Annotated in this window: 15 protein-coding genes; 5 read left to right on the top strand and 10 right to left on the bottom strand. The window is 37.0% G+C overall.

Annotated elements, in window-relative coordinates; translation table 11 throughout:
- Positions 1–107: 107 nt before the first annotated feature.
- From VIO64_RS14715 to VIO64_RS14725, 3 genes are all read right to left on the bottom strand, one after another.
- A complete protein-coding gene (locus tag VIO64_RS14715) occupies positions 108–392 on the bottom strand; it encodes a hypothetical protein (RefSeq protein ID WP_331919551.1) in 285 nt (94 codons plus the stop codon).
- Between the two features lie 239 nt (positions 393–631).
- Positions 632–1,156 carry a 3-isopropylmalate dehydratase small subunit gene (locus VIO64_RS14720; RefSeq protein ID WP_331919553.1) on the bottom strand — a complete coding sequence of 175 codons (525 nt, stop codon included), beginning with the start codon at positions 1,154–1,156 and terminating at the stop codon, positions 632–634.
- A 16-nt stretch (positions 1,157–1,172) separates the two neighbouring features.
- Positions 1,173–2,456, bottom strand: a complete 1,284-nt coding sequence (locus VIO64_RS14725) for a 3-isopropylmalate dehydratase large subunit (protein WP_331919555.1) — start codon at positions 2,454–2,456, stop codon at positions 1,173–1,175.
- Positions 2,457–2,653: 197 nt separating this feature from the next.
- Here VIO64_RS14725 and VIO64_RS14730 point away from each other — a divergent pair, with 197 nt between their 5' ends.
- On the top strand, positions 2,654–3,055 hold the full coding sequence (locus VIO64_RS14730) for a hypothetical protein (protein ID WP_331919557.1): 402 nt from the start codon (positions 2,654–2,656) through the stop codon (positions 3,053–3,055).
- Here the strand turns inward: VIO64_RS14730 and VIO64_RS14735 are convergent.
- Both VIO64_RS14735 and VIO64_RS14740 read right to left on the bottom strand, forming a co-directional pair.
- Positions 3,023–3,331, bottom strand: a complete 309-nt coding sequence (locus VIO64_RS14735; RefSeq protein ID WP_331919559.1) for a cohesin domain-containing protein — start codon at positions 3,329–3,331, stop codon at positions 3,023–3,025. The genes VIO64_RS14730 and VIO64_RS14735 overlap by 33 nt on opposite strands.
- A 139-nt stretch (positions 3,332–3,470) precedes the next feature.
- A complete protein-coding gene (locus VIO64_RS14740; protein WP_331919561.1) occupies positions 3,471–3,734 on the bottom strand; it encodes a hypothetical protein in 264 nt (87 codons plus the stop codon).
- Positions 3,735–3,990: 256 nt separating this feature from the next.
- Between VIO64_RS14740 and VIO64_RS14745 the strand changes: the two genes are divergently transcribed.
- The gene (locus VIO64_RS14745; protein WP_331919563.1) at positions 3,991–4,947 is read left to right on the top strand and encodes a tRNA-dihydrouridine synthase family protein; all 957 of its coding nucleotides are present in this window, start codon (positions 3,991–3,993) and stop codon (positions 4,945–4,947) included.
- 103 nt (positions 4,948–5,050) lie between these two features.
- Here the strand turns inward: VIO64_RS14745 and VIO64_RS14750 are convergent, their stop codons facing one another.
- Entirely contained in the window at positions 5,051–10,108 is a 5,058-nt protein-coding gene (locus tag VIO64_RS14750; protein WP_331919565.1) for a cohesin domain-containing protein, read from the bottom strand.
- 819 nt (positions 10,109–10,927) lie between these two features.
- Between VIO64_RS14750 and chvE the strand changes: the two genes are divergently transcribed.
- The 3 genes from chvE to mmsB all read left to right on the top strand — a co-directional run bounded on the left by chvE (position 10,928) and on the right by mmsB (position 14,941).
- Positions 10,928–12,067, top strand: a complete 1,140-nt coding sequence (chvE, locus tag VIO64_RS14755; RefSeq protein ID WP_331919567.1) for a multiple monosaccharide ABC transporter substrate-binding protein — start codon at positions 10,928–10,930, stop codon at positions 12,065–12,067.
- Between the two features lie 169 nt (positions 12,068–12,236).
- Positions 12,237–13,775 (top strand): multiple monosaccharide ABC transporter ATP-binding protein, encoded by a 1,539-nt coding sequence (mmsA, locus tag VIO64_RS14760; RefSeq protein ID WP_331919569.1) that lies wholly within the window; start codon positions 12,237–12,239, stop codon positions 13,773–13,775.
- Positions 13,775–14,941, top strand: coding sequence for a multiple monosaccharide ABC transporter permease (gene mmsB, locus VIO64_RS14765; RefSeq protein WP_331919571.1), 1,167 nt, complete (start codon positions 13,775–13,777; stop codon positions 14,939–14,941). Before mmsA ends, mmsB begins: the two co-directional genes overlap by 1 nt.
- A gap of 153 nt (positions 14,942–15,094) precedes the next feature.
- Here the strand turns inward: mmsB and VIO64_RS14770 are convergent, their stop codons facing one another.
- The 4 genes from VIO64_RS14770 to VIO64_RS14785 all read right to left on the bottom strand — a co-directional run bounded on the left by VIO64_RS14770 (position 15,095) and on the right by VIO64_RS14785 (position 25,727).
- Entirely contained in the window at positions 15,095–15,655 is a 561-nt protein-coding gene (locus VIO64_RS14770) for a hypothetical protein (RefSeq protein ID WP_331919573.1), read from the bottom strand.
- A 440-nt stretch (positions 15,656–16,095) separates the two neighbouring features.
- Complete coding sequence (locus VIO64_RS14775; protein WP_331919575.1) at positions 16,096–16,539, bottom strand: tellurite resistance TerB family protein; 444 nt, start codon at positions 16,537–16,539, stop codon at positions 16,096–16,098.
- A gap of 165 nt (positions 16,540–16,704) precedes the next feature.
- Positions 16,705–17,448, bottom strand: coding sequence for a 4'-phosphopantetheinyl transferase family protein (locus tag VIO64_RS14780; protein WP_331919577.1), 744 nt, complete (start codon positions 17,446–17,448; stop codon positions 16,705–16,707).
- A complete protein-coding gene (locus tag VIO64_RS14785; protein ID WP_331919579.1) occupies positions 17,445–25,727 on the bottom strand; it encodes an SDR family NAD(P)-dependent oxidoreductase in 8,283 nt (2,760 codons plus the stop codon). Before VIO64_RS14785 ends, VIO64_RS14780 begins: the two co-directional genes overlap by 4 nt.
- Positions 25,728–25,746: the final 19 nt, after the last annotated feature.

Here is a 25,746-nt window from a genome sequence, read left to right on the forward strand (position 1 = left end):
GATAATCAGCTATTCTTTCCTTCCAAATATCGTGTTTTATATTACTTGACATCAATACCTCCCAGAACTATTATTTTAAGGTATTATCTCAATAAATTACTCTTCACTCAAGATACAGTCGGTTTGACACTTACAAATATATAGCAGTAATCATCTTTAAAATAGTAGAAGTCCTTTTCCTGAAGCCATCCAAGAAAAAAGCCATTTATAATTTGATTTTTCTCAAAAAGTACAAAATGAATATGTTTATTCATCAAAAGATTATTTATCTCTTCATATGCATCTGATGCCGGACTGCAGGCATCATACACGCTTCCAATAAGCCCATTGGACATTTTAGCCCATAAATTTGATAAAATAAAAACATAATCTTTTGTTGCTCTTCTTATCATACTAAATCATCCTATTTAAAAATATTAAAGCTTATTTCCCATACATAATATCGTTTAATACATAAAAAAAAGTGGCTTCAAGTCACACTTTTTTAAAGAATACGCACATTTTAAAATAAAATTTGTGCCATTGTCACGAATATACTTGATATTGTGTGCAGCAAAAAAGGGCATTGCTCATCTACTTTAAGTAGTTTTGCAACAGCCCTTCTTTTATTTATATAACCATCAAATATCCATTAATAGTTCTTGTCTGCGTAATCCACCCAACCGCCTTCTCTTACAAGGGTTTTGTCAAATTCTCCAACCTTAAAGTCAATCTCTTCGGTTTTGCCGTTCGCAGAAATAACAATTTTATCCCTGTCTACATCAACACTTATTGACACATCCTGTCCTTTATAAGTATTGAAGAGGTAATCGATTTTTTCTTTGGGAAGCTCAATGGCAAACAAGCCGCAGTTGTACATGTTTTGTCTGAATATTCTTGCAAAATTCTCAGCTAATACAACGTTTATGTTGTTTACTTCCAAGGCCCATGGTGCATGTTCTCTTGATGATCCGCAACCAAAGTTTGCCCTTGTAACTATGACAGCTTTGCCTTCAATATCTTTCTTAGGATCAAATTCATCAAGGCTGAGATCCTCTAATACATAGGGCTTTAAAGCTTCCTTGGTAATCTCTGTTAGATATTTGGCAGGGATTATTTCATCGGTATTTATATCACTTCTATCTAAAAACAATACTTTTCCACTGAATGATTTCATTTATGCCTACCCCCTTCTATTCAAACAAACATGAATTGACTATTTTACCTTCAATGGCTGTAGCAGCTGCTGTAGCCGGGCTCATGAGATGAACGATTCCGCCTTTACCCATACGTCCGTTAAAGTTCCTGTTGGTTGTGGCGGCACACGATTCTCCATTCGCCAATACACCGTTACTCATGCCAAGACAAGCTCCACAGGTCGGATTGGTAACACAAAATCCTGCACTCTGGAAAATATCGATAATACCTTCCTTTAAAGCCAAACTATATATTTCAGGAGTTGCAGGACTGACTATTCCACGAACATCCTCGCTTATCTTCTTGCCTTCCAAGACTCTTGCTGCAACTCTCAAATCCTCTATACGCCCATTTGTACAGCTTCCGATATAAATCTGGTCAACCTTGGTACCGACCATTTCCCTGACGGGTTTAACCTGATCGGGCTTATAACCGTAGGTAACCATTGGCTCAAGGTCTGATACATCATATTCATAAACCTTTTCATAAACGGCATCTTCGTCGGAAATCCATTTTGTGTATTCTTCCAGTGCCTCTTCTTTTGATTTAAACTCATCTTTTATATATTTCCAGAGGTAATTCACCGTTGTCATATCCGGATAGCACACCCCGCAGGTTCCGCCTGCTTCAATTGCCATATTGCACAATGTCATACGTGCCTCCATTGTCATTTCATCAACAATTGGGCCTGTAAATTCCATTACCATATTTGTGGCACCGTTGACTGTCAATTCCTTAATGACAAATAATATTACATCCTTTGCAAATACTCCAGGCTTAAGCTTACCGTTCAACACTATTTTAATGGTTTTCGGAAAACGGAATGCACACACACCTTTTAAAATACCAACTTCCAGGTCGGTAGTTCCAACCCCTGCAGCAAATGCTCCAAAGGCACCATGGGTACAGGTATGGGAATCTCCCATTATAATAGTATATCCAGGTCTTACAAAGCCCTTTTCAGGAAATATTGCATGGCATACTCCATTACGTCCTATATCAAAAAAATCCTTAATACCATGTCTTTTTGACCATTCCCTTAATATCCTTCCCTGCTCTGCTGTTTTACTGTCCTTGGCAGGAGTTACATGATCTATTACGGCTTTAATCTTTGATGGATCAAAAACCCTGTCCTTTCCTCTCGCCTGAAGATCTGTAATAGCTATTGGCGTAGTTATTTCGTGGCAAAATACCGCATCCAGCTTCAACACATGTGTGTCAGGGAAAGGCATATTCACCCTGTGGGCATCAAATATCTTCTCTGCTAATGTTTTTCCCATTCAAATCATCCTCCTCGTTATTGCTAATTCTATAACCTATATTTATTCTATAACTGATATACTAAATAAACACCTATCATTGGTTTTAAGATAACCCAGGCTTTATTATACTACTGATTATATTACTTTCCAAGTCAATATTCTTCCTGTATTTTATCTAAAAAGGCCTTAATTTTAATGATTTTTGACTTCTGTAATTGATATTTCTGGATGCAAGCGATAACATTCATATATCAACCGGTACATACAACATTGGCGGTCCTTCTGCTGACGATTGTGGAAATTTGCCCGAAACTTCAAGAGAGATTCAATCAAACACCAAGATTGAAAGCTCTATAGATTACGTCAACGATTATGACTATTTCAGCTTCAAACCAAGCAAAGAAGGCAATTGCAATTTGAGGGATTTTGCTGCAAAAACTAATACCACTTACTATGATGAGCCATATTTGGGCCATTTTGCAAATATTTATAACAGCGATCTTAGATACTTTCAAATGACATACATAGACGATTACAATACTACTTTTTACTTTGAGAAAGATCATACATATTATTTTGTCGTTTCAAGTGCAAGCTATGATTATTTCTACTGCTGAACCGATATCATAAGGTGTTTCATCGAGATACACCGGCTGTAATACCTGCGGATCATATTTGATGTTTGCCTGATATCCCGCTACTACGTCAAAACCTTTAATATGAAGGGTTGCAGTAATTATATCTCCTATTGAGGCAGTTGTCTTATCCAAAGATAGATGCACCTCGCCCATTAAACCTTCCACTGGCTCTGCCGCCAACGATAAATTAACAAAAATGCTTCCAAAAAGCATAATCGTTGTCATTAAAACTGCTATAAGCCTTTTAATCTTCATCAATAATCCCCCCAAGCTATAAAAGAATATTTAGCCATGCTTTATTTTTATCTAAATACTATCACTTATTGGCAGTATATATAATTACTTGAAACAAATAATTATAAAACAAGCTTTTAACCATTTAGAGTAAGTATGGCTAAAAGCTTGTTTTTATATAAATATTGTTTCCTATGTAAATAGAACCCCGCTCATAGTGTCCGAACATCCCCCCTCCAAGATATGTATAATTTGTTGTAGCTTTTCCTAGCCAAGTGTTCTGGGCATACTTAGCACTTATTTTGCTTATCATTTCAGACTGTGTTAATGCATTGGCATTGATATTTATTGAAAACAGCATAGATATCATAATACTTATACAAACTAATAAAATAGTTGATCTTTTTACAATTTTTGATCTCATATCGAACACTCCTTTTCAATTTTTCAGTCAATACTATCCGTTACTTATATCCTTTTTGGTTTTGCTGATAAAAGTTACATTAATAATGATTTCTTGAAAATCATCTTTTAACTTCTAAGGAAGTTATATTTATTAAATTATATATTTCCCAATTCAAATAGTATTAACTTTTTTCACCCTCTTGCGTTTATAATTATCAGCATTTATAGTAATAGTAATAGATTAATCACTTTTAATATAGAAAGAGTGTTGCTATATGAAACTTTTTTTGGCACCTATACAGGCTATGACAGCAGCATGTTACAGAAATGCATTTGCAAAACATTTTGGAGGTATTGATGCATATTATGCTCCATTTATAGCAGCCTCCGATATAAAAAAAGTAAGTCATAAATTACTAAAGGATATTTTGCCTGAACGTAATGATAAATCAGTTAATCTTGTTCCTCAGCTTCTCGGTAATGATGGAGATCAGTTCAAGGCCTATGCCTATGCTATTTCAGAAATGGGTTACCAAGAAATTAACTGGAATATCGGATGCCCATTTCCTATGGTTACAAATAAGAAAAGGGGTTCTGGAATTCTGCCATACCCTGATATTATTAATAAGTTTCTTGAGACTGCTTGTTCTGGCAGTACTTACACTATATCTGTAAAGATGAGGCTGGGACTTAATGATACTGAAGATGGCATTCGTGTAATGAATATACTGAACCAATACCCTTTATCCGGAGTAATAATACATGCACGAACCGGGAAACAAATGTATGAAGGCAAAGTTGACCTTGATGCCTTTTGCACGCTTTCAACCGAATGCAAGCACGAGGTAACCTATAATGGTGATATATTCACACATAATGACTTTTTATCCATAAGCTCCAGGGTTCCCCATTTGAAAAATTTCATGCTTGGAAGGGGGGCCCTAAGTGATCCGTTTCTTCCTTCAAGCATAAAGGGACATGATGTACAATCCACCGATAAAGTAAAAATTGTCCATAAATTTCATGATGAGATTTTCGAGTATTATAAAAACACTCTTTCGGGAGATAAGCATTTATGCGATAAAATGAAAGAATTTTGGGACTTCATGCATATCCATTTGGATCAGGACGGCAAACTTATGAAAAAAATAAAAAAGTGCAACCGCACTTCTGATTATCTGGAAATAGTCAGCAAAGCATTCCATTCTGATGCGATATGGAAGGATAGCTAGAACAAAATTATGAAGTGGTTTTGTTATATTTATATAAAAGCAAAGGATTCCCAAAACCTGATTTTAGGAATCCTTTTATCATTTTCAATTTATATTATTTTGATCATACCTTTACTTCTGCCGGAAACTCATTAATCATTCCAATAAGCCATCTTCTCATGCAAGCATAGTCATCGGAATCAAAGTTGCCGTCTCCGTCAACGTCAGCCGCCTTCAATCCTTCTTCACCGCCCGGGAATTCATCTATTATTCCAAGCAAGTACTGCCTCATATAAGAATAATCGTCTGAATCAACATTTCCGTCACAATCAACATCCCCTACAATTACGGGTCTTGATGGAACAGGTAAAAGTGCTGCCGGTTGCTCTACGCCGAACTGATTGGATTTTAGAGCTTCACCGTTCCAGTTAAAGAGTAGTATGCCATTTACATCGCTCATTGTATTTGTGTATGCAAATGAGACCTTTGATCCGCTGTCTGGTATTTTCTTAATAACCTTAAATGTGATAAATGCGGCTGTCCCCGATGATTCCGGTCTGCCTGATGCTTTGTATGCACTCAGGTCCATATAAGCCCTGCCAAAATTGAGAATACCTTTTGTCAGGTCATGAACTGCTATATTGGTTCCAGAATATTGCTTTTGCATCAGCAATGTGCCTAAATCAGGCATTGTACTATTTGTGTAAGCCGCATCTACTGATGTATCCCACGGCTGCAAATAATCTGGATCATATTTAATATTGAACTGATAACCTGCAAAGTTTTCTATGCCTTTGATTCTTATTTCAGCTTTTACCAGATCTCCAACATCTGCATAAGTCTTGTCAAAACTCATTTCAACCTTGCCCCTCGGCGGAATGGTTGGAGTAGTTGAAACAGGATAGATTGCAGGTGCCTGAGTAACTTTATATGCTGATAACTGGTTACTATCCCAGTCAAACACCATTGTTCCATCCACAGGCTTAGTCATAGCCGGTGAATTTTCCAACAAGATCTTCGTAGGTTGGGATTTTAACACTTTAAATCGTACAACTGCTAAAGAACCATTATTTTCCTTAATTCCTGAGTTTCTATATGAAGTCCTGTCCATATATATTCTTCCGAAATTAAGGTCACCCTCAATAAGATTATGGCTTGCATGGTCAACCGGACTGTATCTCTTCTGCAGCAATGTACCATATTCAGGCACCGAGAAAGAATCATATGAAGTTCCGTCAGCGTATACAGGCTTAAGCACATATGGATCATATTTTAAGCATGCTTGATACGCAATTATGGAATCAAAGTTCTTAACATTCAATGTTGCTGTTATAATGTCTCCCACTGATGGAGATGTTTTATCAACAGTAACATATACTTCAGGCATACCAACAGGCGGAGTTGGTGTTGGTGTTGGTGTCGGCCCGGATATAACCACAGATTGGGCCTGGGTTACTTTGTAACCTGCCAGCTGATTACCGTCCCAGTCAAATATCATTGTTCCACCTACTGGATTTGATAAGAATGACGTGTTTTCCAATGTTATATTTGCAGGTGCAGCTTTCAATACCTTAAAGTATAACATTGCCAATGATCCTGTTTTTTCAGGTACTCCTGCAGCTTTGTAGGCCCACATGTTCATATATGACCTTCCGAAGTTCAAGATTCCTTTCACAAGATCATTCGTCACAATATCCACTGGTGTGAATCTTTTATTTAACAGCATACCATGGTCAGGTGCTGATATTGAATCATAAGGTGTTCCATCAGCATATACTGGCTGCAATACACTTGGATCGTATTTGACTATTGCCTGATATGCAGCTATTGAATCAAAATCTTTCACATTGATTGTTGCTTTAATGATATCTCCAACTTGTGCTGTGGTCTTATCAACAGTCACATATACTTCACCTTTGCTTATTGGTGTTGTAGGGGTTGGGGTTGGAGTTGGCCCACCGATAGTAGGATTGTTTTTTACTTTGTAGTCCGAAACCCGCATAGAATTCCAGTCAAATATCATAGTTCCTTCTACTGTGTCGGGAATACCAAGTGAATTTTCCAACATAATCTTGCTGTCTCCATACTTTAGAACCTTAAAATGAATAACTGCTAATGAACCGGTATTCTCAGCCACTCCTGAACTCCTATAAGCAGACATATTCATATATGTTCTTCCGAAAGTAAGTATTCCTTTTGTAAGGTCGTTTAGTGCCATATCTACCGGAGAGAATCTTTTCTGCAATAAAGTACCGTATTCAGGTACTGATGATGGATCATAGGGTGTACCGTCACTGTATACCGGCTGAAGTACGCTAGGATCATATTTGACTGTTGCCTGATATCCACCTATTGATTGGAAGCCTTCTACAGACAGTGTGGCGGTAATTATCTCTCCAGCGAATGCCCTTAATTTATCAACACTAAGAATTACAGAAGCATTGCTTGGTGTGCTGTTATTAATAATAGGTGCCTGAGTTACTTTGTAGTTTGACAATTGAGCACCGTCCCAATCAAACAACATTGTTCCCGAAACTGCATTTACTAAGGCTTCACTATTTTCTAATTTAATTGCTGCAGGCGTATTCTTTAGCACTTTAAATCCTATTATTGCTAATGAACCGGCAGTTTCAGCTACTCCCGACCTCTTGTAATTTTCCAAATTCATGTATGCTCTTCCAAAATTAAGCACGCCGTTTATCAGGTCATTTGATGCCATATCTACCGGACTATACCTTTTGCGTATCAAAGTACCTGGCTCAGGTACGGAATCACTGGCATATGGAGTACCATCGATATAACATGGCATTAATACTGTAGGGTCATATTTGATATTTGCCATGTAACCCGCTATAACATCAAAGTCTTTTACGTTTAGTGTTGCTGTTATTATATCGCCAACTGCCGCATTTGTTTTATCCAGTGTTACATAAAGTTCACCTTTTTGTTTTGGTGTAGGTGTAGGCGTTGAAGTTGGCGTAGGCACTTCTGTGGACACTTGATTAAAATATGCACCCTGGAATACTGTATATCCTTTTAACTGTATACCGTTCCAGTCATATATCAAAGTTCCTTCTACAGCTTCCGGCATTACTTCTGAATTTTCCAATGTTATCTTTATAGGTGCAGACTTCAATATTTTAAAGCCTATAACAGCCAAAGAACCGGTTCCTTCAGCCGCTCCTGAATCTCTGTATAAAGACAGATTCATATATGATCTTCCAAAGTTAAGTATACCTTTTGCCAGATCATGAGCTGCCATGTCTATAGGGCTGAACCTCTTGTTCAGCAAGCTGCCATATTCCGGTGCTGACGCATTATCATATGGTTCATTTTCAGAATATACCGGCTGCAAAATATTTGGGTCATATTTAATACTAGCCTGATATCCAGCTATAACCTTAAAATATTTCGCATACAATGTTGCCTTTATTATATCTCCAACTTTCGCACCAGTATTTTCAAATTCGATATAAACGTGACCATTACTAAAATCAGTCGGTGTAGGTGTTCTTGTTATCATTGGTGTAACTACTGAAGTTGGAGTTGATACTACCTTATTGATAATCGGCGCCTGTGCCACTTTGTAGCCTGACAACTGTGCCCCATCTCGGTCAAATACCATAGTCCCGTCTACAGGGTTTGTCAAGCTTGGTGCATTTTCCAATTTAATTTCTGTAGGTGTATTCTTTAACACCTTAAATCTTACTGTAGCTACTATTGCTTCTTTAACCGACTGTTTATATATCCTTCCAAAGTTAAGGGTTCCATTGATCAGATCATTTGATGCCATAAACTGATCGCCCTTGATCGACGGTGAAAACCGATTATGCCAATCCTCAGGCCAAGAAGCTGCATCATAAGGTGTTCCATCAGCATAACAAGGCATTAATACTGCAGGATCATATTTGATGTTTGCTTGTAACCCCATTATGTCCAAATCAAATTTTATATTCAATTTTGATACTATCATTTCTCCAACCGCAGCAGCTTCTTTATCAACTGTCAAATAAACTTTAGGCATACTTGTCGGAGTCACTATATTGTCATTGATTATTGGAGCCTGGGTTACTTTATATCCAGCTAACTGATTGGCATCCCAATCAAATACCATTGTTCCATCTACCGGATTGGTCAACACCGGTGTATCAGTTAACTTTATGTATGTAGGTGCTGCTTTCAATACCTTAAAACGAATAACTGCCACTGAACCGTTGTTTTCCGGTTCACCGGATTTTTTGTATGCAGCCATATCCATGTAATGTCTTACAAAATTAAGTACTCCTTTATTGAGATCATTTGAAGCACTAGTGAAAGGAGAAAATCTCTTCTGTATTAATATTCCGGCTTCTGGATCTGATTTTTCATCATATGGCGTTCCGTCTCCGTATACCGGCATCAAAACTGCCGGATCATATGTCATGCATGCTTGAATCCCAATTATTACATCAAATTCCTTTACGCTTAATGTTGCAGTTATGATATCTCCTACTGCTGCATTTGTTTTATCCAATGAAACAAATACTTCACCTTTTGCAGGAACCGGTGGTGTAGTTGCCGGCAAAGTATTCTTAGGTGTTGCAGTTACATGTAATTCTGTTATGCTTGGTACTGTAGGTGTTGCAGTAGTGGGCACTGAACCGTAAATAAGCTCTCCTGACAGATAAACAGCGATTTTTTCGTTTTCTACATACTTTGAAACAGGTCCTATGTATGAGTAGTCATTTGATTGGTCGAACTTTGAGCTGTCACTCTTTATCACTCTGCCCTGAAATGTCATTTCAGATCTATTTGGATTCTTGGATCCTGCAGGTGAAAGAGTTCCTGATGATAACTTTATATCAATATATTTATTAGCCTTATCTGTTACCGATAAAACGTCATTAATTGTAGCCGAAACTTTTCCCATACTTACACTTTTAGTATAGAATTTTATATCTGTATTGTCATCTTTAGTAAAGTAGTATCTGATGGTTATGTCTGAAAGATTTATATTACTTGTGCCTGAATTTTGCAGTTTAAAATTGGTATAAATCTCTTTTGAATTAGTTTGTGCTCCATTATTGTTAAACAGTACTTTCAAGCCTACAGGTTCTGCGGAAGCTAATGATACATTTGAAAATATACTACTGAATAACATTAATGTCGTCATTAAAACTGCCATAATTCTTTTAATTCTCATCGTAATACCCCCTCTTTTAAATTTTAAAATCATTTCATTTTCCTGCTTTTTCTTTTTTATACCTCCTTTTAAATTTGATTTATTCGGCATTGATATGCTACCTAATGCCATTTAAGGTTAGTGCTATAAAATCATAATTAACTTTACATTTTATAGTACAAATACTAAAACTTAAGCAGTATTTGAGTTGTTAAAATATAAAAATTAATTGATTTTTATAAAATAATTACGCCAATACTGGTAACGTCTATCTTTTTACCTAAATATTATCACTTATTAATTGCATATACAATTGTTTCAAAATAATTTTATTGTACAACATTCTATTACTAAATGTTTTCTGTAACTCATGGTTTACTCCATTTTATCATATGTATGGATTGCGTGCAATAAAAGGATTAACTGTAATAAAAATAAAATAATTTCAATCAGTTCATCAGGGTAGAAACAATATTCCACAATTTTCATATAAATAAACTTTAATATTTTCTTAGAGAGATTATGTAAACTGGGTCTGATGAAAATACACATAATTACAGTGGTTTTATAATTTGTAAATCATGATATTTATTATTATTTTACTTAAAATATTGAAAATTAATAAATATATGATAAAATTACAGCATATGGCATCCAATATTTTCAATGTTTCTACATTTTTCTTAAAAAGCTGTTTTAAGTACTTTTGTTGGTATTTAAAATCGTGAAGTTTTACATTATTCCAAGGCAAGAGTTCATTAAAGTATTCATAAATTTGCCAAAGGATATGTAAAATTATTATTGATTTTAATTTATACAAAAAACTAAGGAGGCAAAAAAATGAAAAAATTGTTAGCATTACTTTTAGTCAGCATTATGATACTTGGCCTTGCAGCATGCGGCAGTACAGACGATGTATCCACTTCACCGGCAGCATCATCACCTGAGGCTTCTTCCGCTTCAACTTCACCTGATTCTACTGCAGATGGTATGCTTATAGGAGTTGGAATGCCAACACAATCACTCCAGCGTTGGAATCAAGATGGAGCCAACATGAAGGCACAGCTTGAAGCAAAAGGTTACAAGGTTGACCTTCAATATGCAAACAACGATGTCAGTACACAAGTTTCGCAACTGGAAAATATGATATTAAAGGGCTGTAAAGTTCTTGTCATTGCTGCTATTGACTGTTACGCACTTACAAATGTTTTAAACAATGCACATAATGCAGGCATAAAAGTTATTTCATACGACAGATTGATAATGAATTCTCCTTATGTAGATTATTATGCAACCTTTGATAATTTTAAGGTTGGCGTAATCCAAGGACAGTACATAGAGAACAAATTAGGGCTCAAAGACGGCAAAGGTCCATTTAATATAGAGTTGTTTGCCGGATCTCCCGATGATAATAACGCAAATTTCTTCTTTGATGGTGCAATGAGTATATTGAAACCATATATGGACAGTGGCAAATTGAAAGTGACAAGCGGCCAGACAGAATTCAAAAAAATCGCAATTGAAAAATGGGAATCTGCAAAAGCTCAATCAAGAATGGATACTCTCATATCTGCAAACTATGCAGGCGGTAAAAAACTTGATGCAATACTTTCACCTAACGATAGCCTTGCTTTAGGTATTGTAGCCTCCCTCAAAAATTCAGGCTACGGAACCGATTCTAAGCCATTCCCGATTCTGACAGGACAGGATTGTGACAAACCTAATGTTATAGCAATGATCAACGGTCAGCAGTCCATGTCAATATTTAAGGATACAAGAGCTCTTGCTGCAAAAGTTGTCGAGATGGTTGATGCAGTTTTGAAAGGCCAACAGGCACCTGTTAACGACACCAAAACATACAACAACGGCAAGCTGGTTGTTCCCTCTTTCCTATGTACTCCTGAATTTGCAGATGCAAGCAATTACAAGAAGCTTCTTGTTGAAAGCGGTTATTATAAAGAGTCTGATCTTAAACAATAATTGGCTTTCTCTAATAAAAGTTAATTTTAAAGACATTATTCTTTTCCCAAAGTGGAGTCGGACGCCATCAAATGCGTCCGACTTCCATATTAAAAAAGCAATTTCTCACGACAACAATCACAGTTGCAAAATCGCAAACTATTTTGTTATTTCTCAAGGAGTTGATGGAATGGACGAAACCATTTTGGAAATGCGTAATATAACTAAGTTTTTCCCAGGTGTTAAGGCACTTGACAATGTAAATTTGAAGGTTAAAACCGGTGAAATCCATGCCCTGGTGGGCGAAAACGGGGCTGGCAAGTCCACTCTTATGAATATTTTAAGTGGTATTTACCCTCATGGAAGCTACTCCGGCTTAATCATTTTCAGCGGCAAAGAATGCATATTTAAAGGCATTAAGGACAGCGAAAGAGAAGGTATTGTCATAATTCACCAGGAGCTTGCTTTGGTTCCCTACCTCTCAATAGCCGAAAACATGTTTTTAGGTAATGAAATATCAAGCAAAGGCACAATCGACTGGTATAAGACCCATAGTCAATCGGCAGACCTGCTTCGAAAGGTTGGCTTAAATGAAAATCCAGATACCCTTATTAAAAATATAGGGGTCGGAAAACAGCAACTGGTTGAAATCGCAAAATCTCTGGCAAAGGACGTAAGACTTCTTATTCTTGATGAGCCGACTGCTGCCCTTAACGAAGAAGAATCCGGCAATCTTTTGAAACTGCTTTTAGACCTAAAAAAAGATGGCATAACTTCTATACTCATTTCCCATAAACTCAACGAGATCTCAAGCGTTGCAGATGCCATCACAATAATACGTGACGGTTCAACAATCGAAACCCTGGTTAAGGGTGCTGATACAATAACCGAGGACAGAATCATAAGGGGCATGGTTGGAAGAGAACTTGTTGACCGTTATCCCAAAAGAATCTCAAAGATAGGGGAAATTTTCTTTGAAATAAGGGATTGGAATGTTTATGACCCCATAGTCGACGGAAAAAAAGTGATAAAGAATGTAAGCATAAATGTGAGAAAAGGAGAAATCGTAGGAATATCCGGACTTATGGGTGCTGGCAGAACAGAGCTTGCCATGAGTGTTTTTGGCAGGACTTACGGTAAACACATAACCGGAACATTAATAAAGAACGGTAAGGAAATAACCCTTCACAATGTGAAGGAAGCAATAGACAACGGTCTTGCATATGTAACGGAAGACCGGAAAACTTCCGGCCTTGTTCTTATTGACGATATCAAATGGAATGTCACTTTGGCACGCCTTGATAAAATCTCAAGCAATCAAATTATAGATGATAACAAAGAAATCAACGTTGTAGAGCACTACCGCAAAAAGCTCAATATAAAATCCTCAAGCATTCTTCAAAAGGTAGGCAATCTTTCGGGTGGAAATCAGCAAAAGGTTATCTTGAGCAAATGGATTTTCTCAGATCCCGATGTTCTGATACTTGACGAGCCTACCCGTGGTATTGATGTTGGTGCAAAATACGAGATCTACAGCATCATAAATCAACTTGCATCTGAGGGAAAGTCAATAATCGTAATTTCCTCTGAGCTGCCCGAAATACTTGGAATCAGCGACAGGATATATGTAATGAACGAAGGCAGAATAGTTGGTGAATTGCACCAAGAGGATGCCTCACAGGAGGCTATTATGAAATGCATAATGAAAAGCAACAGGGAGGCTGTATAATGGATAAGATAATGGAAATATTCAAAAATAATATCCGGCAATACGCGATGCTAATTGCTCTGGCAATTATAATGGCCCTATTTCAAATACTTACTGACGGAATGCTTCTTTTACCTCAGAATGTATCAAATCTCATACTGCAAAACAGCTATGTCCTTATTTTGGCAATCGGCATGACATTCTGTATAATTTCGGGCGGTAATATTGACCTTTCAGTAGGCTCTGTATGTGCTTTTTTGGGTGCAATTACAGGCACATTTATTATATCGATGAAAATGGATATTACAATGGCTATCATATTGGTTATTGTGATAAGCATATTAATTGGAATTTGGCAGGGATTCTGGATTGCTTATATCAGAATTCCCTCATTTATAGTAACATTAGCGGGAATGCTTATATTCAGGGGGTTGACTGTTACCATGCTGGAGGGATTAACCCTTTCACCCTTCCCTGAAGAGTACCAATTTATTAGTGCTGGCTTTATTCCCGATTTATTCGCAGGTTTGATTGAAGGTATACACTTTACAACAATTCTTACAGGTATTGCTGCATCGATTATATATATTTTGCTGGAACTCAGAAAGAGGTCAAATCGCAGGAAATATCATTTTGAAGTAACACCAAGGGGCTTGTTTATCGCTCAGATTATTTTAGTTTTACTTGCAATCAATTTGTTCTCATACTGGCTTTCAGCTTATAAGGGAATTCCAGTGATCATGGTGCTTATAGGAGCGTTGATTCTTATCTATTCATTCATTGCAACAAAAACCATACCAGGCAGACATATTTATGCCATGGGTGGAAACGAAAAGGCTGCAAAGCTTTCGGGTGTAAAAACAAACAAGATGCTTTTTCTTACATATATAAATATGGCCGTTCTGTCTGCTGTCGCCGGGATTTGCTTTGCATCAAGGCTTAACGCAGCATCACCTCAGGCCGGAATCAACTTTGAGCTTGATGCGATAGCTGCATGCTTTATTGGAGGTGCTTCTGCCTCAGGCGGTATCGGGACTGTAACAGGTGCAATTATTGGTGCACTTGTAATGGGAGTTCTAAATAACGGTATGTCAATATTAGGACTTGGCAGTGACTGGCAGATGACAATAAAGGGGCTTGTGCTTTTGTTATCAGTTGCATTTGATGTATTGTCCAAGAGAAAGTAAGGCATTTTATAGAATTTTATAGACTTTATTTTTAGGACTTCAATATCAAGCAGTTGGCTAATATCAAAATCACGAAGTGATTTTGCAATCTTGATGTTGTCGTGAGAAAAATAAAGTCTACTTTTATTCTTTTTCTGATTGTTTTTATGTATTCTACAAATATGCACCATTAGCCTCAGGCATATTTTTATATTCATCAGTACTATAAATGTAATCACTAATATATTTGACCAGCTTCAGAAAATTTTTGTTATGGATTGAAAGATCAATGTTGTTAACCTCTGGATATAATCCGTTACTCCATTCTATTGTTCTACTCTTGCTTCCAATGGTTACTGTTAATTTATAATCGCATGAAGGCATAATCCCTGTACCCTCCAAATCCAATTTAGTGGGAAATGACATAATATCAATATCCCGCATTAAATCATATATGCTTTTTTTTATATTATCAGGCAATTTAAATTCTATTGTCTTTGTCCCATCCTTAACCAAATCCTTAGTAAACGTACCCTTATATGTATCAATCTGATACTTTCCATTAGTATTAAAATTTAATTTAAAATTAAACTTGTCTAAATCTTCATAGCTTAAAATATATATATCCTTTGGTTGAAAATTCTGTATCGCTACATAGGCAGTGCATAGCAGAACTACCAAAACAGCGGCACTAATAATAAATACAACTAATTTGTTATTTTTAATTTCACTCAAGAATTTGAACCTCCCCTTCTCTTAATTAGAAAAACAAGCCCTAAACACAGTAGAACACTGACTGCACTAAATCCCCATGCAGTTACATTGTTGCTATTTATAATGTTCCTTTTCGAATTCATTCTCATCATTTATTTTGTGATTATTTGATTCCACAAGAGTCCTCCTTATAATAATTATACTAAGCTCATCACTTCTGAACGTAAACTAATACTTTCTCTTCAATAACAATTTTATCATAGTCTACCTTTAAATTGAATCCAATCTGAATTTATTTTTCTATACATTTTCTATAACAACAAACGAACTGTTTTATTTAACAAGGTCATCCAATACTTACATTTTGAGCAATTCTGCCAATGGCGTAATAACTGTAACTTACAAAATAATAAGCCAACTGGTAGCTTCCAGTTGGCTTGTCCTTTTTAACCTTGAATATATTATATTCCGAATTCTTTTGGGTCAAGGCTAAGTCTTTGACACATTTCCTTTACAATTGCAACTTCACTCTTGTCAAAGTTACCGTCTGAAGATCCCACTGAAACACAAACTGCTATCAAAAGCCTTGCTTCCGAAGGTTTGTTTTTCATTTTTTCAACCTGCTTCATTGCTTCTATTTTACCTACATTGTAATCAAAATCAAAGTGACTTGCATAGTGATTGAACCTATCAATTACATCGTTAATTTTAAACACTTTAAGAGTATCGTTGATGTTTATGAATCCAATCATTTTTTGTTTTTCTTCAGAACTGATATTTCCGTCTGCTGAAGCTACCAGTGCACATGCCGCAGCCACTGCTTCCATGAAATCCTTATTTGCAATCTTTTTAACTTCTCCGGTTAATGATGCACCTTTCTGCTTTGCCCAATCCAAAAAGCCCATTTTATTTCCTCCTTATTAATTAATAATCTTAAATATAATTTAACACTTTTTAATACTTTTAACCAATTTTATTAATTTTATCACACTTAAGTTGTGAGTTTCAATATATTGGTGTGGAATTTTGAAAATATATACTGTAGAGCCAAATATATAGCTAAAAGTGTCTTAATCCACTTTTTCCTCAAAGGCTATAGATAGACAAAACTCTCTGCAAACTACGGATTTAACCCGGATACAGCAATTGTCAATAACAACTTTATCCCTTGATGTATCAAGCCTTTTAAAGTTAAGCTTCATTCCAAGTCTAACAACCTTAGATGCCGCCTCTTTTCTTGTCCAATATTCCATTGCCCTTTTAGCATATTCCTCTGCTCCTTTAAGACCCTTCAAAGCATCTTTTTCATTTCTGCTGTAGAAATGCTCAATCAAAGAAGGTTCAGGCACTACTGCCTTCTCAAGGTCCACACCTATCCTATTGCTTGAAACCATTCCGATACAATACGGAAAGGAATGTGTAATAGAAGCACACAAGTCAGGATACTGAAGGATATACGGTGCAGAATCCCTACCTTTTAGTACATCTATGCAAGAGGGATTTACAAGACTTGATTCCGACATTTTATATTTGAATAAAGCAGCTTTGACAGCATACCTTCCTGCCGCCCACTGAATTTTATTTTTGTTAATCTTAAGGCTGTGAAAATGATCCATCTCCTTTTCAGAAAGGACTGAGAGAAGGTTTAGTTCCTTCTCTCTGAGTCTTCTTTCCATATCAGTCATATTAACAAGGCAGAACTCAAATTTATAAGACCCGCTTAATAAATCAAGAGAATTCCTCATCATATATTCTGTTTTACGTAAGCTGCTTACATAATGATAATTATCATAAATTGTTTTATCGTTAATCATTGTGCTATTCGCTTAACTGTAACATCTTTTGCATAGTAGCAAACTTCTCCCTTATCATTATACAAAATAACGTTATACGATTTCTCGTTGTCATCTCCGCTGATCCTTTTAGCATATGCCTTAAACAGACCGGGTTCTTTTGGAGCCTTAACAATACCAAACTCCTTGATCTCCCACGGCAGATAAAGACCATCAGTATCAACCGAAGAATGAATCCCGCAGGACTGCATCAATGAATCGGCAAAGGCTGGATTTATAAGCAAATTATCAAGGTTATACTTTTTATTGTTTATCTGCTCCTCAGATAATGCAATGGACAGGACAACTCCTTGATCATTGTATTTGAACATATTGACTTTTGCAGCCTTTTCATCCATAAACAGCGGGCCTAACTTTATGGCATTTGGAAGCTTCTTTGATAACATTTCAAGTGAATCCTTAAGCGTAATCTCTACCATATTATCTGTTTCAATACCTTTAAGCTCGTTTAAATGTTCATAATCTCCGATGTTTGGCGAAACATTCATGCTGTTTAGTTCAATCATCTTGCCTTGACCTATTTTAGGCTTAAAATAATTGTAAAAGGTTGCCTTGATTAGGTTATCAGAAGACTTTTCAGGTTTCATTATAATCTCCTGCGGTTTTTCATTAAAAAGCTTTAAAGCTGTATTAAACTTGAGGTTTTTAAAGCAGTATTGCTCCTTTTTTCCAAACATCAAGCTGTGTGCCTGAGCACCAATTTCCATAAAACCTACAGCAGGCATCAATGGAGTCTTTCCAACCCTATGGTGATTTATTATTGGGTCCCCCTTGACAGAAAGCACCTTATAAATTTTCTTTATATCTCCATCTTTTTTGCTTACCCAGTCAATAAGAGGTGTCGGATTTTTTATTCCATGCCACTTTTTAAGGCCTACGAAAAAGCTTAATCCCTTACTTATAACAATTTCATCCATATTTATATTGCTTGTGAGTATGTTTAAAAATTCATTAATTCCTCTTTCCGGTTCAATTAAATGAAGTCCCATTTCCTCGGAGTTTTCTTTAACAAACTCATTTCTCCAAGCCATACCCAACTCTTTCCATCCCGACCATGAAATACTCACAGCTCTTATTTTACTGTTCTGAGACTTAACCATGGACATGAAGCTGCTTAGAAAATTATTTGCTGAGCAGTAATCCAATTGTGCTTCATTCCCAAACCTTCCTGATATGGATGAGAATGCCACTAGCACTTTTAAATGACTTTTATCTATTAATCTATATAGATTGCACAATCCATTAGCTTTTACCTCAAATACTTCCCTAAACTCCTCTACTGTCTTCTGCCCTATTAACCTGCTTTTTTCTACTCCTGCACCATGGATGGCAACATTTACCGGACCAAACACCGATACTGCATCACGAAGGACTGCACTCAAATTTTCATATTCACTTACATCACAGCTGAAATAACGAACCTCACACCCATTATTTCTGATATTATTTAATAGTTTGTAAACCGATATTGCTTTTATCAATTTGGTATGCTCTTTTTGAACCTCAGCCGGAGACACCTTCTTGCCCTCTTTCTTAAGCTGTTCATGTATTTGAAGCTTTTTTTGCTCCAATGAATTTTCATCGAGGCTTGAAAGTTCATCAATATTTGAAGGCAGTTCTGTCCTTCCGAGTATGGTTATCTTCGCCTTTATTCTTTTGGAAATTCCCAGTGCAATGGCTGCCGTAATTCCATTTCCTCCTCCTGTTATGAGGAAATGGTTTGAATCATATTGCTCAATAGGCGTCATTTCTCTTCGATCTATATTATCCAGTTTCAAGGTCACTCTTTTTTCATTGACATAACCTATCTCATATGACTTGAATCCTTCCTCCAACTCATTAAGAAGCCTTGCCAATATTATTTCATCCAGCTTCTCCCCGTTGTTCATTCTACCCAAATCTACTATCTTTACTTTTGATTTTCCAAATTCTTTCCTAATACCTTTGTAAAATCCGCAAAGTGCACCATAATACGGGTCAACCTCTGAATTAACTTCCCCTGCAAATCCGAAGCATCCATCCATAGAAACAATGGACAGTATTCTTAATGTGGGATCAGGTCTTATTTGTGAGAGCTTTTTATAAAACATAAACCTTATTAAACTATTTAATCGAAGTATATCTTTTTCCGCTTCTTTTGTAAGCGTTTCAAATTCATAGCTTTCACCTATATGACCGCAATCTATTATGATATCGGTATTATTAACTATATCTTTTAAACCCTTCATACATTTATCCAATTTATCCGAAGTCATAGATTGCTCAAATACCAGCTCGCTTACATTTGACGAAAACTTTCCAAAATACTCAAAGGCATTTCTGACGGTTTCTTGATTATCGCCGATCACCAGGATACTCCTGCCCTTTAAATCATAATCCTTAGTTCCTATATTTTCTTCCACCACAACAGGATATTGAACACACAGCTCTCTATCAAAGCCGTCATCTGCTATTCCATCTTTTTTTGCTTCATAAAGCTCAGTCTCTTCCGCCTCAAACTCTGCTACGGTTTTAATTTCTTCATAAGACTCCGCTGCCTTAGAGGCATCAGCGGATTGTGAAGATTCGTCCTGCTTGGCATCAACAGCATAGCTTTCAACTATATTTGTTATATCTTTAATAGTTTTAAGCTCTGATGGATTAAGCTTTATATCGGCACCAAGATTAAACTTTTGACTTAATTCCGAAAAAATTGTTGCCTGCTTTATAGTGTCAATCCCCAAATCAGCTTCAAGCTCCATATCATCCTCAAGCATTTCAACCGGATATTGAGTAATCTCTGAAATCAGCTCCAAAACCTGAACCCCAATATTTTTATCCGTCTTAATTACCTGTTGGACCCTTCTATCAACTGAATTTTTAATGTTTCTTTTAACAAATTCTATAACTGCACCAATGGTATTATACTGAGATATGTTTTCAGAACTATTTTCATTAATTTCAAACCTATCCCTGATAATGGAAAATATTGTGACTTGCTTAACAGTATCAATTCCCAGGTCTGCTTCCATATCCATTTCCTTATCAAGCAGCTCCACAGGATACAAAGTAATTTCTGAAATAAGTTTTAGAACTTCGTCTTCACAATTAAGTTTTAGAACTTCGTCTTCACAATCTTGATTATCTGATACAATCTGAATTTCTTCTGCAGCAACTTCTTTTTCAGTATACTCAACTTCCATAGCTGCACAATCACTGCTCACTTTTTCCAATACAAGTCCAATAATATGCCCGATCGTAGGGTAATTTGAAAGTGATTGCCCCTCTGAAAGTGCCAGGCTAAACCTCTCTGTCAAAATAGAAAAAATAGTTGCCTGCTTGACTGTATCTATCCCCAAATCAGCTTCAAGCTCCATTGAAGGCTCCAGCATTTCTTTAGGGTACTTGGTTATGTCTGCATAGATCGATAAAACCTCATCTTTTATTTTTTCAGTATCAAGTGTTACAGGCATTGCATCGGCTTTTTTCTCTTCAATCCGGGCAGCTGTCTTTTCTGTTTTATCTACACTATATTTCATTTCTATTTTATCCGTCTTATCTATCTTATCTGCTTTTTTTGTTTCTGCTGCCAACACTTCCCTGCCATGTACGTTAGGCAATCCACCAATCGACTGACCTTCAGAAGAATCAGCAACCAGCAGCCTACCGTGATTTTTTAGCCCTGCATTTTTTGATGCAACAGAGTCCAGCCAGTCTCTATATGCCTGCTTATCAACTATTCTTTCATCTCCATGAGCGATCTTTTGAAGCAAATGATAGTTGCCGTTTGCTCCAAAAGCAGCTACTGTCCGCAGAACATACTCAAATTCATACTTACCGCCCTTTGACAAATTAAGGCCCTCAAGATCCGGGTCAGGCACCTTATAGTTTGCAACAGGCGGAATCTCCTGATACTGCAGAACTTTTGCCGATACCGCTTCCTCAATCGAAGCTCCTAAGGTATGACCTGTCATCCCCTTAGTATTAATTACTTTAATCTCACGGAACTTTTCTCCAAAAGTTTTTTCAAGGGCAATTTTCTCCATATTTGAGCAGCCACCCTGTTTGTTTGAATAAGTTTCATGGGAGCAATATACCATTTTTGATGTAATGTCATTTCTGCTTAAGTTATGCTCATTCTCCATCTTTGAGATAAACCTGTCCAACTCAACACAGTGCTTATTGACATCAATTTTGGATTGGTGGCCCCCAGCATTAAACAAATGGGTGCCTAAAATCCGGCAAATGCCGTTCATACCTCTTTTTACGACATCGGCATCCTTTTCTATTATAAGTCCGACAGCACCCGATCCAAGAATCATACCGTTTCTGCGATTATCAAATGGAACTGCAGCATCATAAAGACTATCCGAGTCAGTGAGTGCACCGATACTTGAAAATGCAGCCCCAAACCAAGGCAGCATACTCTTTCCGCTTGTTATATCGGCACCAATGACAATCATTCTGCGGGCATGTCCTGCACGAATCAAATCTTCGGCAACAGTTACTGCACTTGCTGTTGATGAACATGCTGCACTTATGTACATATTCGGCCCTTCTGCCCCAATAAATTGTGCCAACCTGTTATTGGCTTGGGATGACAGGAGTGCTAGAAAATTATGATTGAATTCATATACATCAGCTTCAGTAGGATTACTAGAAAGCCTTGAGTAATGCAATGCAAACCAGTCTGCCAGTATATTCTTACTATCAAAATCACTTACCTTTGATATAACATCCTCAAAGAATTTTAAAATATCTTTCCTCGTGCTTGTTCCAAACTTTGCTGCAGTATACTTTGACACCTCGGATATTATAGATTCAACTTGAGAATGACCGCTTGCAAAAATAATACCGGTATCATCCTGCATATCCTTAGGCAGAACTAGTCTTCCAGGCAAAGACGCTCCTGAAGCAGTTTTCCTATACTCTCTGATCAAGGGAATTCCGGCATCTTTTAATGCCTCATATCCTGCTGCAACACCGGCACATACACTCTGGGTCATCTGGGTTAGAATCTTTTCGTCAATGAGATAGTCATTGATCATATCCATTTTACCCATTTTACCCGAAAGGTGAATAACCTCATTGATAGTGGATATCTTCTTAAATACCGCCTCTTTTTCACCTTTTATTAACCTTGTAATATTTAAATCCAGTATACTTTGAGCTTCCTCATCGGTAAGCAGCTCAATCATGTTTTTCCCATCCAAAATATACTTGAAATTATCATCAGTAAAAGCCTTTTTAAAGGTACCGGGAAGCCCCATTGATGCCCCGCTGTATACCAGGCTTTCCTTTGATTTTGTTTCTGCGTCTTCGGAATTTTGGTACTTTGCACCTTGAGGTTGAGAACTTTGGTATTGAGTGTTCTGATACTGAGTATCCATCAAATTAGGTATTATACTTTCAGTTTGAATACTTACGGGTAGTCCGAGCACACTGTTGGATGGTACATAAGAAACTTCGGCACCATGAGCGAACAGTGCGGCAAGAGCTTGTTTGAAACCTTCCACTGAGCACTTACCCTTGTTGTTTATGTTTATTATCTTAACTTCTTTACCTGGAAGTATATTCCTGACAAGGTTAGTCAAAACATTGGATGGCCCGGATTCTATAAATACCCTTACACCCCTATCATAGAGCTTTAAAACAGAATCGGTAAACCTAACCGGTGACAGAATTTGTTGTTTCAATAAGTCAGCCATACTTTCAGATGTTATATTCATATCATTGTAGAAATCCGTCAAATGGCAAGCCATCATATTTAATCTTGGATTATTAAACTTGATACCCTTAATTTTTTCATAAAAGGAATCCGCAGCCTTCGATACAATACCTGTATGAAATGCGTGGGATACATTTAAAAGAGTATGCTTCAAGCCTTTTTCAGTTAAAAACTGGGTAAACCTTTCTATTTCAGCACTTTCTCCCCCAACAACAGTCTGATCCAATGAATTTATGTTGGCAATGCCTATTTTAAACCCACCTGATTCAATAAATTCTGCAACCCTTTCGGCTTTTTCCTTGACGCTTAACATCTTGCCTCTTTTATCCTCGTCAATACTGTCAAATGAAAAACCTCTCTCACCAATTACCTCTACAGCCGCCCTCAAATCTATCATCTCGCCAGCATACAGTGAAATAATCTCCCCAAGGCTGTGTCCGATCATATAATCGGCTTTTATACCGGCTTCACTTAGCAGATTGTAAACTCCCATATTGCTGATAAACATCGCAGGATGTGTATTTTTTGTATTTTTGAGATCTTCTTTAAGTTTTTCTTCATCATCGCCAAATACCATTGACATAATGGAACTGTTATATTTTGATTTCCACAATGCATCTGCTTTCATATAGAAAGCTTTTACACTGGGGTATGTATCATAAAGACCTTTTAACATATTCGGGTATTGGGACGCTTGACCAGGAAACATAAGGGCGATTTGAGAGGATTGTACATTAGCCCCATGCCCAATGTATATACCCTTGAGATTTAAAATATGAGCCTCATTCAGCTTGTCTTCCCTAATGTATTGTTCTGCAAAGCCCCATTTATCCTTCAACTGCTTTATATTGGAGGCACAAATAGATAACCTCCACTCATGGCATGAGCATACAGACAGATTGTTAATATAGACAGCCTTTTCAAAAGACTGATCCCCATAATTTTCAATAAACGCCATAAATGCCTTAGTTATATCCTCAATGGTATCCCCTGAAAAAAATACAGCTTCTTCCTTTTCTTCCCTCTCTATCTTTTCTACCAATTCACTCCTATTCTCACTTTTATCAGTATTACTAATGCTGTATGTCTTTTGTAAAAACTCAGGCCTGAATTCCTCCAGACACACATGGTAATCGGCACCTCCAAATCCATAGGCACTTATGTTTGCCCTTCTTGGGTGAAGCGGATTTTCATTCCAGTTTTTGTTGTCACGAATAACATAAAACGGTGAGCCTTCCAACTGCAGCTTTGGATTTATTTCATTTATGTTCGCAGATGCAGGCAGTATTTTGTTATGCAGTGCAAGTGATGCTTTTATAAAACCTGCAATTCCTGCTGCGTTTCTTAAATGGCCTACATTTGATTTTATCGAACCCAAACCGCAGTTATTTTCCTTCTGGGCACCTAACCCACTGAAGGCTTTTTTCAAAGCCGATACCTCCACCACATCTCCAACAATGGTTCCTGTTCCGTGAGCTTCAAGCATCTCAATTGTATCCACTGAATAACCGGCCATTTTACAAGCACTCTGTATGACTCTAACCTGACCCTCTTCACTTGGAGCCGCAATATATTTGCCTTTCCCATCGCTTCCCTGACCATAACCTGCTATAACGGAATAGATATGGTCTCCGTCACGGATTGCATCGGACAGCCTTTTTAAAACTATAATACCACAGCCCAGTCCCATAACAAATCCGTTTGCTCTGGAGTCAAAAGGATATGAACCATCAGGAGACAGTGCATTTATTCCGCAAAATGCAGTAAGACCCACTTCAGATAGTGTAACCTCTGATCCTCCCGTAACAACAGCATCGTATTCATGGTTCAAAAGCCCCGCAACACTGATTGCAATAGCAGTAAGTGAGGATGCACATGCAGAATCAACTACATATGAAGGTCCCCATAAATCAAATATATTTGAAATCCTCCCTGCAGTAATGTTCTGCAAAAATCCTGTTGTTGAATCCTCAGCTATAGGCTGTGTATTTTTTAAAAGTTCATTTGAAACCTCTTTTAAAACCTCTTGGATCTGAGGAAATTTTCCGGAAGCCAGTTCCGGATGATTTATTATATGACTTTGAACATTTTCAAAAAAGGTCCTTCTAACAACATTTTCAAATTTCTCGCCAGGTGCACCTGTACATAAAATAACTGCTGTACGCTCTTTAGGAAGACTACCGTTCAGTTTCCCAATTACCTGATCTACACAGTATATTGCAGATTTTTGGTTGTTATCCAAATAAGCTGCAACTGCTGGCGGTATTCTGTATTTTCTTCCTAAAGCCAAAAAGTCAAATTCATCGACAACTGCAGCAACCTTTGTATAGGTTTTATCGTTCTTGTTTATCTTTCCATTTACTTCAGGTCTATAAAATACAGATTTATTGAAATAATGGTCAGGTACTTCCTTTATAGAAACCTTTTTCCTTAAAATATTCTCCCAAAGAATATCAGTGTTAGCAGCATCAGGCATAAGACAGCCCATTCCAACAACGGCAACTCTTTCATTAGGATAATAATACTTCTTCATTGCATAAACCTCCAAATCA

The sequence above is a fragment of the Pseudobacteroides sp. genome (assembly GCF_036567765.1).
Lineage (GTDB): Bacteria > Bacillota > Clostridia > Acetivibrionales > DSM-2933 > Pseudobacteroides.